Origin of the sequence: Nostoc sp. PCC 7107 (genome assembly GCF_000316625.1) — a bacterium.
Taxonomy (GTDB): Bacteria; Cyanobacteriota; Cyanobacteriia; order Cyanobacteriales; family Nostocaceae; genus Nostoc_B.
In genome coordinates this window covers 5,583,835-5,596,419 of record NC_019676.1, presented here as the reverse complement: position 1 = coordinate 5,596,419, position 12,585 = coordinate 5,583,835, and the positions used below count along the sequence as shown (strand labels likewise).

The 12,585-nt window shown below is 39.0% G+C and carries 12 protein-coding genes; 7 read left to right on the top strand and 5 right to left on the bottom strand.

Going from position 1 to position 12,585, the window contains the following annotated elements:
* The first annotated feature begins 29 nt into the window (after positions 1-29).
* The 3 genes from pyrH (at position 30) to NOS7107_RS23820 (ending at position 2,379) form a co-directional block, all read left to right on the top strand.
* Positions 30-758: a UMP kinase gene (gene pyrH / locus NOS7107_RS23830; RefSeq protein ID WP_015115496.1), complete on the top strand. Its 729-nt coding sequence runs from the start codon at positions 30-32 to the stop codon at positions 756-758.
* Positions 745-1,293 (top strand): ribosome recycling factor, encoded by a 549-nt coding sequence (gene frr / locus NOS7107_RS23825; protein ID WP_015115495.1) that lies wholly within the window; start codon positions 745-747, stop codon positions 1,291-1,293. Before pyrH ends, frr begins: the two co-directional genes overlap by 14 nt.
* Positions 1,294-1,500: 207 nt before the next feature.
* On the top strand, positions 1,501-2,379 hold the full coding sequence (locus NOS7107_RS23820; RefSeq protein ID WP_015115494.1) for an MBL fold metallo-hydrolase: 879 nt from the start codon (positions 1,501-1,503) through the stop codon (positions 2,377-2,379).
* Positions 2,380-2,386: 7 nt separating this feature from the next.
* Here NOS7107_RS23820 and NOS7107_RS23815 read toward each other — a convergent pair whose 3' ends face one another.
* Positions 2,387-3,703, bottom strand: coding sequence for a recombinase family protein (locus NOS7107_RS23815; protein WP_015115493.1), 1,317 nt, complete (start codon positions 3,701-3,703; stop codon positions 2,387-2,389).
* Positions 3,704-4,599: 896 nt separating this feature from the next.
* Here NOS7107_RS23815 and NOS7107_RS23810 point away from each other — a divergent pair.
* Positions 4,600-5,571 (top strand): hypothetical protein, encoded by a 972-nt coding sequence (locus NOS7107_RS23810; protein ID WP_015115492.1) that lies wholly within the window; start codon positions 4,600-4,602, stop codon positions 5,569-5,571.
* Positions 5,572-5,648: 77 nt separating this feature from the next.
* On the opposite strand, the gene NOS7107_RS23805 is transcribed toward NOS7107_RS23810, so the two are convergent.
* Together NOS7107_RS23805 and NOS7107_RS28800 are read right to left on the bottom strand one after the other, a co-directional pair.
* Entirely contained in the window at positions 5,649-6,008 is a 360-nt protein-coding gene (locus NOS7107_RS23805) for a VOC family protein (RefSeq protein WP_015115491.1), read from the bottom strand.
* Positions 5,965-6,108, bottom strand: a complete 144-nt coding sequence (locus NOS7107_RS28800; protein WP_157374125.1) for a hypothetical protein — start codon at positions 6,106-6,108, stop codon at positions 5,965-5,967. The genes NOS7107_RS23805 and NOS7107_RS28800 overlap by 44 nt, the downstream gene beginning before the upstream one ends.
* A 413-nt stretch (positions 6,109-6,521) precedes the next feature.
* Between NOS7107_RS28800 and NOS7107_RS23800 the strand changes: the two genes are divergently transcribed.
* Positions 6,522-7,769 (top strand): DUF4912 domain-containing protein, encoded by a 1,248-nt coding sequence (locus NOS7107_RS23800; RefSeq protein WP_015115490.1) that lies wholly within the window; start codon positions 6,522-6,524, stop codon positions 7,767-7,769.
* Between the two features lie 71 nt (positions 7,770-7,840).
* On the top strand, positions 7,841-8,773 hold the full coding sequence (locus NOS7107_RS23795) for a phosphodiester glycosidase family protein (protein WP_015115489.1): 933 nt from the start codon (positions 7,841-7,843) through the stop codon (positions 8,771-8,773).
* 71 nt (positions 8,774-8,844) lie between these two features.
* Here NOS7107_RS23795 and NOS7107_RS28160 read toward each other — a convergent pair whose 3' ends face one another.
* Entirely contained in the window at positions 8,845-9,021 is a 177-nt protein-coding gene (locus NOS7107_RS28160; protein WP_367579619.1) for a hypothetical protein, read from the bottom strand.
* Between the two features lie 282 nt (positions 9,022-9,303).
* Positions 9,304-9,678: a response regulator gene (locus NOS7107_RS23790; RefSeq protein WP_015115488.1), complete on the bottom strand. Its 375-nt coding sequence runs from the start codon at positions 9,676-9,678 to the stop codon at positions 9,304-9,306.
* Between the two features lie 349 nt (positions 9,679-10,027).
* Here NOS7107_RS23790 and NOS7107_RS23785 point away from each other — a divergent pair, with 349 nt between their 5' ends.
* Entirely contained in the window at positions 10,028-12,439 is a 2,412-nt protein-coding gene (locus tag NOS7107_RS23785) for a response regulator (RefSeq protein WP_015115487.1), read from the top strand.
* The last annotated feature ends 146 nt before the right edge of the window (positions 12,440-12,585 follow it).

The following is a 12,585-nucleotide window of genomic DNA, read 5'->3' as shown; positions in this document are numbered from 1 at the left end:
TTGCAACTTTTTCGATAAAGCGTAACTTCATGGGAACGAATTACCGACGGGTTTTACTTAAACTAAGCGGTGAAGCCTTAATGGGCAACATGGGCTATGGCATTGATCCAGAAGTGGTCAAAGAAGTAGCACAAGAAGTAGCAGAGGTGATAGCCACTGGCGTTCAAATCGCCATAGTCGTTGGCGGCGGCAATATTTTTCGTGGCGTAAAGGCGGCATCGGCGGGGATGGATAGGGCAACCGCTGACTACATCGGTATGATTGCCACGGTAATGAATGCCATGACGCTGCAAGATTCGCTAGAACGAATAGGGGTACAGACGCGGGTACAGACTGCGATCGCCATGCAAGAGTTAGCAGAACCATATATTCGTCGTCGTGCCATCCGTCATCTTGAAAAAGGACGGGTGGTAATTTTTGGCGCTGGTTCAGGAAATCCCTTTTTTACCACTGACACGGCTGCGGCATTGAGAGCCGCAGAAATTGATGCAGAAGCGATTTTTAAAGCCACCAAGGTAGATGGAATATATGATGCTGACCCCCAAATTTATCCTAACGCCAAACGTTTTACCACCCTTACCTACGCACACGTTTTGACTCATGATTTGCGGGTAATGGATAGTACTGCGATTGCCTTGTGTAAAGAAAACAATATTCCAATTCTTGTATTTGACTTAACGGTGCGAGGTAACATCTGCCGCGCAGTCATGGGAGAATCAATCGGCACCCTTGTGGGAGGTTCTTGTGAAATTAGCTGAAGCTGAGAGTACGATGCAAAAAACCGTTGAGTCCACTCAACGCGCATTTAATACAATTCGCACTGGTCGCGCCAATAGCAGTCTATTAGATAAGGTGATGGTGGATTATTACGGTTCACCAACAGCCTTAAAATCATTGGCGAACATTAGCACGCCAGATGCAACTACAATTTTGATTCAACCTTACGACAAAAGCAGTTTAAACATTGTTGAGAAGGCTATCTCTCTTTCTGATGTTGGTTTAACACCCAATAACGACGGTTCGGTGATTCGGCTCAACATTCCGCCATTAACAAGCGATCGCCGGAAAGAATTCGTTAAACTGGCTGCTAAGTACGCTGAAGAAGGTCGCGTTGCTATTCGTAACATCCGCCGTGAGGCTCTAGACACAATTCGTAAGCAGGAGAAAGCCTCAGAAGTTTCTGAGGACGAAGCCAAAGACCAACAAGATAAACTGCAAAAACTTACTGACAAATACACAGCTAAAATTAACGAACTGTTGGCAGAAAAAGAAAAAGATATCTCAACTGTCTAAAAGTATGAAGTCTGAAGTATGAATTTTATAAATTTATAATTCATGCTTTGGTTTTATTTAGCTTGATGTAGAAAAATCGAGAGGCTCACATCCCCGGCTTTTTATGAAAGTCCGGGGTCTTGTAGTTTAAGAATAATTGATCTCAGTGGACAATCATATTTGCTAACGTAGTTCTATTGGGGTTTATGGTCAGCCCAAGAGGTTAACATGGCTCACTTAGATTTGCGTCGCCCCCAAAATACTAACGGCGATTTTTATGTAGATACTACCTGTATTGATTGTGATACCTGTCGCTGGATGAGTCCAGAGGTTTTTTCTCGTGTTGATGAACAATCGGCAGTTTATCACCAACCAAGCAACGAAGAAGAAAGATTAACCGCACTTCAAGCACTTCTAGCTTGCCCGACAAGTTCTATTGGGACAGTTGATAAACCCAAAGATATTAAAAACACTCAAGAAACTTTTCCGATTTTGGTAGCAGAAAATGTCTACCATTGCGGCTATCACTCAGAAAAATCTTACGCTGCTGCTAGTTATTTTATTCAATTAGAAGAAGGTAATAGTAATATTTTGGTAGATTCTCCCCGTTTTACACCACCTCTAGTTAAGCAGCTAGAAGAGATGGGGGGAATTCGTTATATGTATTTGACTCATCAAGATGATGTAGCAGATCATCAAAAGTATGCTGAACATTTTCAATGTGAAAGAATTCTTCACGCTGATGATATTTCTGGCGGTACTCGTAATGTAGAAATTCAGCTAACAGGTATAGACCCATTTGCATTAACTTCAGATTTATTAATTATTCCCGTTCCTGGACACACCAAAGGACACACAGTTTTACTCTACAAACATAAGTTTTTGTTCACAGGCGACCATCTCGCTTGGTCAGAAACTAGACACCAATTAGCTGCATTTCGTGACCACTGTTGGTATTCTTGGTCAGAACAAATTAAATCTATGCGGAATCTGGCTAATTATAGTTTTGAATGGGTTTTACCAGGTCATGGCCGGAGATTTCATGCAGATGTTGAGACTATGGGTCAGCAAATGCAAAAGTGTATTACCTTAATGGAAAGTCTTTGATGATGTACTAAAAAATAAAGACCACGCGCAAATCCCATTCTTTATCTTGACGGACAATTTCAATTTGGCGAATAAATTCTCGTAGGTAAAAACGTCGTTCTGCTTCTGATAAATCTAACCAAAATTGGGGAATGGAAACGGCTTGAGCTACAGAACGTAGATTAACTGGGGGAAGTGTCGCCAGCTTTGCTTGGAGTGCAGAGATTTCTGTGCGGAGTTTGTACTCTCTGAATTTTGCTGTTTCTACATCTAAAATGCCAGTTTCAATTAAAGCAGGTAACTGAGCGAGAATTTCTTGTTGACGAGCGATCGCATCTACTAAACTATTCTTTACTGTGTCCAATTCAGGAGAATTTATTCCGGCTACTGCCAATGGTAAATCACGACAAACTTTAGCGATCGTAGATTCTAAAATGTCTTGGTAGGAAATGGCTCGACACTTGGGATTGAGAGGACAATTAATAGGACGTAAATAAAGGTACTCTTTATCTTGGTAGCGGCGGGTAACACGAGTGACTGTTGTATGAGATTGACATTCGCCGCAAACAACTAACCCAGCTAAAGAACGCGGGGCGCTGGCGGTACGAGAGGGTAAGCGGCTATTACGGCGCAAAAGTCGGTCAATTTGAGCCGCTTCTTCTCTGGAAATAATTGAAGTATGAGTGTCAGAGATAATTTCACCATTGAGATAAGCAGTATCTCCCCGATAAACAGGATTAGTTAACCAGCGTCGCCCAGTGGTGACAGAAATTTTCTTACCGTATTTTTTCGCTAAGTAACGCACTGCGCCGCGCAAGGAACCGTAAAGTAAAAAATTATCAAAAAACTCTTTCACCACTGGGGAAGTACTGCGGTCAATAATGTATTTTCCTTGACCACGGCGATAGCCGTAGGGTGTTTTTCCGGGTGGGGGTGCGGCTTCTAAACGATTGCGGGCGTGTCCTTGGCGAATGCGCCGACTTCGTTGTTGATGTTGGATTTCTTGGAGTAATTTCAGTAACTCACCCCGAAAGTGGGATTGCTCTGAGGTGTAGGATTGTTCAGTAGCAATTATAGCTACACCCATCGCTTCTAATTGATTTAAGCGATCGCTTACTTCTTCTACCGTATCCCCTAATTCTTCCAAACGACGCACCAGCAGATATTCTACTGGTTCATTTTGGCAGTCTGTGAGTAGTTGTTGTAATTGCGATCGCTTTGTGTATCCACTGGTATCTCCCTTAACTAAATCTTCATAAACTCGTTCTACTTCCCATTGCCAATTAATGCTTTGAGGCACAGATTCTAAAAGAGCATCACAATAAATGTAGGCAATAATTTTCATCAGTCAGTATTTACTAATCAATAGTTGTATGTTACAAACATCAGCCCCAAAGCTACTGAATTAAGCCTTTTGTAATCGCTAATTGTTGTAACCAATAAAATTGCATAAAGTAAATAATAATTTTTCGTAAAGATTTAGCAAATTATCCTGATATTATTTGTTCTCTAAATTATCAAGTTATCAACACGCAATCTCTCTCATTAGCAAAAATATTTTAAAGTTTAGGTATGACTATCATCATGATCTGCTTTAGAGTATATATAATGATATTGAGATCAAAGTTAAGTAGCATTTTGTGGTTATCTTTCAAATAATTCTCTATCATCTAACAGCTAAAATACTGCCTGTTATGAATTTCCCTATTTAGTGATACACAACAACTCAGTGGAAGATTGCTTGTAATTAAAAATAAGCAAGACTTTAGATTACATATTTTGATTTTTTGATGTGCGCGGATGAAAAATACTATTGATTGGTTTATTTCGATTGAACTAAATGGCTGTTATTAACAGCTTAATAAGGATACATGAAAAAGTATAGTAACTTTTACTTAGTATCCAGCAATCAATGGTAAATCACTTAAATAAGTATGAGAGTAATTTCTTCTCTAGCACCTCATCCTCAATCCCTATTTTAGGCTAGATTTGAATCAATAGACATCTTGCAAAAGTAATTATTTGTATGGCAATTCTACATCATTGCCGCAATAAATACGGCAACGATATAAAGCCTTAGACAAGACAAAAAATATTTATGCAAGAAGTCTAATATAGTTCAGTAACTCACCACAGTATGTTGGATCTTCTTAATAAGAAAACAACATAATATCGGCAAGCTTGGGTTTGTTAATTATTGAATAATCAGCTAGTTAAACTTCATCATAGGATTCTAAATTTATGTATCTAAGAATCAAACGTCGCCAATTTGGTCAGTTAGTTATTGCCAGCGCGGCTACAAATATGCTCGTTAATCTTGTCAAAAATAAAACCTTAGCACAAGAGGCGCGATCGCTAGTCGGAGTTAAACTGCCTGCAAGCAAAAATAAGCAAAATGCTAAAATCTCTACAGATGTAGAAAACACCAGTCCAGCGTTTACCTTAGTGTCCTTAGATTTAACAACTGGTGGTGAAAAATTAAGTACAGAAATCCCTGCAAGTATTGTTGATAATCAAACAACAAAAATTGAAACTGCTAAAAGAGCGTTTTCTACTGAATCGAGCCGAATCACTGGTTTTACTAGCTTTACAGACGGCACGATGGTGATGCTTACAGTAGAAACAACCCAAAAAGGGAATCATAGTAAACTTATATTTACTGATAATAAATCTAAGAAACCAAAAGCTAAAAAAATCTCAGGATTTAAAAATGGTAATCATACAATAGAAGGAGTATTAGGAACTAAAAATAACAAAATTATTGGAATTGCTAGTGCTAACAATGGCGTTCCTCCTTTCTATCTAGTAATGATTGACCCTAAAAATGGCAAAGTCACCTCTGGTGATGAGTTAAAACTACCTGAATTGCCACGGAATTTACGCTTCAGTAATCTAGCTCTTAGCCCTGATGGTAAGTTTTATGCGACTATTCTGACTTCAGACGGTAGAACAACTTTAGTGCAGCTAGATCCTAACAAGACCTCACTACTTACAGGCAAATTATTAATTACTACTGTGGCAGGGTTAACATACAATAGAAAATATTTGTCTAATGACTTACTTAGCTTAACTTTCTCTCCCTCTGGTCAACTTATTGCACTTGCCAATCCCAATAATAGTCCGAGAAATTCTGTTTTTGCTGTGGATATAAAAACTGGAAATATGACACTTTTATCACAAGTAAATGTAGATAAAATTGCCTTTATTCCTTAGTAGCAAGATAGTTTTGATTGCTTGAGACAGGAACCTAGTTTTGTGTACATCAAACTGCTGTAATTACAAGCATTCCATCACTGCTGACTGATCTCAATCACATTTCCATCAGGATCTTGAGTAAAGATGGCAGGACGACCAGAGGCACTCGCTTGAATAGAATAATTGTGACTGAGCAGTTCTTGTTTAGCTTGTTCTAAATCGGCTACTGCAAAAGCAATGTGGGGATTACGTCCCCATTTTTCGTTTGGGTTATCGGTTGGTGTTGTTGCTGCGACTATTAGGTGTAATTGATAGTTGCCGACTTGATACCATACACCAGGATATTTGAGGGATCGGTCAATTTTTGAAAATCCCAACACTTGGCTGTAAAAGTGTTCGGAACGTTCTAAATCAGTAACGAGAATAGCTGTATGAAGGCTCTGAGTTATCTGCATTGTCAGTGATTATCGCTGTTATTTTGATTTTGACGTATTTGTAGCGATCGCTCCAGATTAAATCCCAGAAGCGATCGCCCTTATTTTGAGATGAGATCATTTGTCCATAAGGGTTTGATTGCTTTTGAAAAGTAAATGTGATGAATCCATGATATTTGAATCGGATTGCAAAAAGCAATTGTCATAAAATCATGACAATATGATCCCGCAAGAGCTATTAAATTCGTAAAAGCCTGAAAAAAGTGCCTTGAGACCCCTTGATCAATACCGAGGGTTACTGGTTAATATTTACTTAACAAAACGACTCCTCCGATCCCGAAAAATGCTTACCCAAGCATTCAAGGAAATTGAAAGGGAGTGACCCTCATTTTAAAAGCAAATTAAAAAACTTTAAAAACTGGGCAAAACCAGGAGTCAGGAATAAGAAATTCATCTGGGAGAAATGACAATTTTATAGAGCATTCTGTAACCCAGAGAGATAATTTACCTTTCAAACTACTGGAGGCCAAATTAATGGCAAAAGAACGCCCACCGCTAGAGGAGATGACATTACGGCAACTACGTAAAGTTGCCAGCGAATATAGCGTCTCCCGCTATAGCCGAATGCGTAAATCACAATTGCTGGCAGCAATTCAAGAAGTCCAGCGTAGTAAAGCTTCGCTTAGTCCATCTCGTTCACTGGAGGCACAGGAAACCGTGGAAGCAGCAAAATTTGAGCTTGGTCAAGAAGACCGTACTGGTGGCTCTCTGGCTGATGTTGATGAATTACTCGCAGATCTACCAGGTGGTTATGGTGAAAGTCGAATTGTACTTTTACCACGCGATCCGCAATGGGCTTACACTTATTGGGATATTCCCAATGATCATAAAGAAGAACTGCGGCGGCAAGGTGGACAGCAGTTGGCACTGCGAATTTATGATGTCACCGACATCAGTCTTGAATATCAAAGTCCCCACAGCATCCAAGAATATCCTGTTGATGAACTAGCCAGAGAATGGTATCTACCAATTCCTGTGAGCGATCGCGATTATGTCATTGACATCGGTTATCGTACTTTTGATGGTCGTTGGTTAGTTTTGGCTCGTTCTGCCCAAGTACACATTCCTCCTGTATATCCATCTGACTGGATTGAGGATGTCTTCATCACCGTCAACTTTGAAGAAGACTTGCGTGGTAGAACGCTGTATGAACTAGTACCACCTGCCAAGAAACTGGCAACAACAGCAGGTGCAAATGGTGGCAACCCCATCTACGACCAAATCTTTGGCTTGGTAGAATCTGCTGAAGCACAACGGGTTGCAGGTTCTCTGTTTGGTTCTATGCAGCACGTACCTGGTTCTGTACGTCCCGAACAAGCTATCAGTTCCTACGTCTTTCCCTCTGGTGTCGGTATGTGGGCAGTTCCCACCACCTCTGGTTTAAATATGTCCGGTGTGGGAATGTCTGGTGTCGGCTTCTCAGCTTCCGCCGTTCCCATGCGTCCTCGTCAGTTCTGGTTAATTGCTGATGCTGAATTGATTGTTTACGGTGCAACCGAACCCGATGCTACTGTAACAATTGGTGGTCGGGAAATTAAACTGAATCCCGATGGCACATTCCGCTTCCAAATGTCCTTCCAAGATGGTTTAATTGACTACCCAATTTTGGCTGTTGCTGCTGATGGTGAGCAAACACGCTCAATTCACATGAAGTTCAATCGTGAAACACCATCTCGCAATACTAACACCAAAGAAGAAGCCATTCCAGAATGGATATTCTAAATAACCCGAAATTGGTATTTTGAATTATTACCCGCTATAGTCGTTCTGTAGCGGGTTTTTATTATCTTAGTATGTGGATCAAAAAAATATTTCTCTTATCTATATTGAGCATTACGATAAATTTGTTATTAGCTTGTAAAGAAGATACTGCGAATTCATCAACAAAAGCAGCAAAAACCTGTCCCGGTGAAAATCCACAATTCAGTATTGAATTTTTCAAAGCTAATAATCAAGGTCAGAAATTAGCCAAAGGCATTAATCATGTAATTATTTTTAATCCTAAATCACCAAAATTAGATTTCAAAGTTAATGTAGGTTTATCTCATAAACTTTATGCTAAAGACAAACAGGGAAAATTTATCAGAAATTATATACCAAAGCAATTTAATGAAATTATTACTGATGCAAATTCTCAGTTAAATGGCCAACGACCTCTAGCCGCAATTAATGCTGACTATATAGGCACCGATGATAAACCACAAGGCTTAAATATTTCTCGCGGAGTTGAATATTCTGGCGCATTTAAAAATCGGCGTTCTTCTTTTGGGATTTCTGGAGGGAGACCCCAAGAGCGAATAGCTACACTTCAGGCGGGAAGAAGAAGTAACAATATTCTAAATTACAATTTGGTTGGTGGTAATGGCAGATTTTATCGTCAAGGTAAATTTAAAGATATCTGTCAAGATTTAGGAGAATTTGCCTGTAAGCAAGTGACGAATCGTTCTATGGTGGCGACAACGAGTAAAGGTTATGTAATTTTATTAGTGAATGACTTAAAAGCTAATTCAGCTATTGAAGTTTCTCCAGTAAATCAAGAGTTACTACCAGATATGTTTGATGATGTTTTAGCTGGAATTGCCCGTAATAACTGTTTAGGTAAAATTCAAGAAGGAATGTTATTTGATGGCGGTGGTTCTCCTGGGTTATATTACAACGGAAAAATCTATCTAGAAAATGGCGGCGCAATTGGTTCTGTGTTTTTAATTTACAAAACATCTAATTAATTTTTTCTAGATTTAATAAATGTGATTGCTTATTTAGCAGCGATCGCATTTATTTTTTACTCCCAATCAAGTTAGACAGTAACTCTTGTACAGTCAAATTTAGTAAAGGTAAAGCCTGGAAAATCTTCGTTATAACCCAATCTTTCATCTCTCAAGAGGCTAATAGCCACTTTTTCACCTAAAGCTAAACTTGATTGCTGAAACGTCAGTCCGCCAGTGAATACCGCCGTGACCTCGACCAATGGCATAATTTTTTGCCAGCTTGTTCAACTTACCACCCACTGTTATCCCTCTTTTGTTGCTACGGGGAGAGAAAAATACTAACCTTAACTTGAAACGGGTAACAAAAGATGGATTACCTCCACACAGAAACTTTCTTCACTGAACCGTATTGACATATATAATGCGTATCTGAATTACAACGGGAAATATTACCAGAAATAGCGAAAATTATCGAATTAGATAACCATCAAAGATTGCATCATTTTTTCACTACATTATCTTGGGAGATAGAAAAGTTAAAGTTATATCTACGTCCAGTTGAGAATTTGGCAAATGTTATCGAATAAATCTAAAGGCATAAATGGTTTGATGATGACTCCAGATACTCCCAAGTTACGAAATTCTGCTTGTTTGCTCATCTGGGCTTTTGCTGTTAGTAAAACAGTAGGAATATGGCTAGTTGCAATATTATCTTGAAGTTTTTTAAATGTAGTCAGTCCATCCATTTCTGGCATCACTAAATCTAGTATAATCGCATCCGGTTGCTCAGATACGGCAATTTCTATACCTGTACTACCTGAAGATGCTGTGATTACATCCCAATTTGCTGCTGACTCTAGGGAGATTTGCACAATCTCCAGCACGCTATCTTCATCATCAATAACTAGAATTCGTTTTGTCATTTTTAGTTTATCCTGATTATATAAATAAAGTTATGTACCAGAACAATTACTACTTTGTTGAAGAACGAGAGTTATTTTGGCAAGAAAGTAATTATTGACCAATGAAAAACTTGAGATTCAAACATTTATCGCAAAATCCATTGTTGATTTTTTTGCATATAATATAAGTGTTAAGACTTAGATTATATATTGTATATAACAGGTTAGCTGCTGGCTAGGAATAACTTGTGAAAAAAATAAAAAATGTAATTTTAAGCCCAGTACCTTGAATGACTGTATATCCTGTTGATCTGAGTAATTAGCTATCAATTAATAAAAGTTAAAGATTTAAATTCACCACAAATTGATTGTGAAAATTCTAATAGTAGAAGATGATACAAATATCATTGAAATACTGAGGGTAGCACTTTCAGAGAAATATTATTTGGTGGAGGTAGCACCTAATGGTAAAAAAGGTTTAGAGCAAGCTTTAGCAACTGCCTACGATTTAATTGTGCTGGATGTGAGTTTGTCGATAATTGACGGTATAAGTATTTACCAACATCTACGCAATCAAGGTTGTCATATACCAATTTTATTACTAACAGGGAAAGCTAATATTGCTAAAACAATTACTGTGTTAGATGCTGGAGCAGATGATTATGTACTTGAGCCATTTAATTTAGAGGAATTATTGTCAAAAATACGGGCTTTGTTACGTCGAGGTATGATTAGCAGAACACCGATAATTGAATTTGGCGCTTTGCATCTTGATCCTAGTAGCTGTCAAATCACTTATCAGGGAAAAATTCTGCCCCTGACTGCTAAGGAATATGCTCTACTAGAATTGTTATTACGCAATAGTCAGCGCATATTCAGCCAAAGCTCCTTGCTAGAGCATTTATGGTCGTTGAATGAAATTCCTTCAGAAAATACTGTGAGAGCGTACATTAAGAGTTTGCGTTCTAAACTGAGAAAGGTAGGAGCAAAGGCTGATTTGATTGAAACAGTTTACGGATTTGGTTATCGCCTCAATACCAAAGAGTTAGAAGTTGGTAATGTCCAGCCAAAAATCATGGGGACAGAAAAGCTAATACATAGCAGAAAAGCTGATGAGGAAAGTGAAGATCGCCTATTACCCACAACTCATTCTTCCATAGAACAGCGTATCAAGTCTCAACTTGCTGGAGTGTGGGAGCGTTATCAAAATAAATATAGAGATCGCCTGGCGATCATCAAGCAAGCTGTTAAATATTTGCTAGAAAATAAGTTAACTGAAGATTTGCGACAACAAGCACAACAACAAGCCCATACTTTAGCTGGTTCCTTGGGGACTTTTGGCTTTGATAATGCGACTTGCTTGTGTCAAAACATAGAAAAAATTTTAAAATCAACCGAAACACTAAGTCAAACCCAAGCAGAAGAAATACAAATACTGCTGCTGGAGTTACAAAAAATATTAGAGCAAAATCCGACATTAATTCCGCCACAATTAGATGTTCAAACTGCATATCTCAACCAAGAATATCGCCTGTTAATCGTTGATGATGATCTGGAATTAGCGCAACAAGTAGCAGCAGAAGCAACTATTGCCGGAATTGAAACTGTAGTAGCTGAGAGTATCTCTACGGCTAGGTTAGCGATCGCTTGCTCTCGACCCGATATAGTATTGTTAGATTTATGCTTTCCCCAATCTCCTGAAGATGGCTTTGCATTACTCGCAGAACTGACAGCCCTGCATCCTCCTATACCTGTATTAGTATTTACATCTCAAGATAGTTTTGCCGAACGGGTAAAGGTAGCAAGAATGGGCGGTAAAGGCTTCTTACAAAAGCCTGTTTTTCCATCAGAGATTATGGAAGCGATCGCTTCCATTCTGCAACAATCCAATACATCATCAGCCAAACTTTTGATTGTAGATGATGACCCGCAAATACTCGATATTCTGCGGACAATTTTACAGCCTTGGGGATTTACCCTGACTCTGTTAGACGATCCTCAAAATTTCTGGGATACCTTAGAAGAATTTATTCCCGATATGCTGATTTTAGATTTGGAAATGCCTAACTTCAGTGGCATCGATTTGTGTCAAGTTGTCAGAAATGATCCGCATTGGAGCAATTTACCTATATTATTTTTATCAGCACACAGAGACACTCAGGTAGTGCAGAGAGTGTTTGCGGCTGGTGCTGATGATTATGTTACGAAACCCATTGTCGAACCAGAATTATTGGCGCGTGTTCTTTGTCGTTTAGAACGCAGCCAAATTATCCGCAAATTTGCAGAAATTGACGCTTTAACGGGAATTACCAATCGACGTAAATCTGCCCAAGAACTAACTCGATTGCTGCATCTTGCAGAACGTCAAAGTCAACCATTTTATTTTGTAGTTTTAGACTTAGACCGTTTTAAATATATTAATGACCAATATGGTCATGATGCTGGCGATCAAGTTTTAAGCCAATTGGGAAAACTCTTAAAGCAATCATTCCGTCAGGAAGATGTAGTGGCGCGTTGGGGTGGGGAAGAATTTGTCATTGGACTGTACGGGATTACCCAACAACAGGTGGTGAAGCGACTCAATCATTTGCTGGATGCTCTGCGTCGCTTAGAATTTACAACTAGCAATCAAGAAAATTTCACTGTTACCATCAGTGGTGGAGTGGCGGAGTATCCCAAAGATGGCCATGATGTGCAAACGTTGTATCGCGCTGCTGATACTGCTTTGTACCAAGCTAAAGCCGCAGGGCGTGATCAGATATTTTTGTTGACGATGAATTAAGGTACAATTTCGGCGATACCTACGGCTGGCTACGCCTACGCATTTGTTGTTTTTGCGAATGCAATTGTTATTTCGGCGATCGCATTTATAGTTCAATACGGTTCAGTTAAGGTGATGAGAGTTGATTTCTCAATTTCTGCTTACCT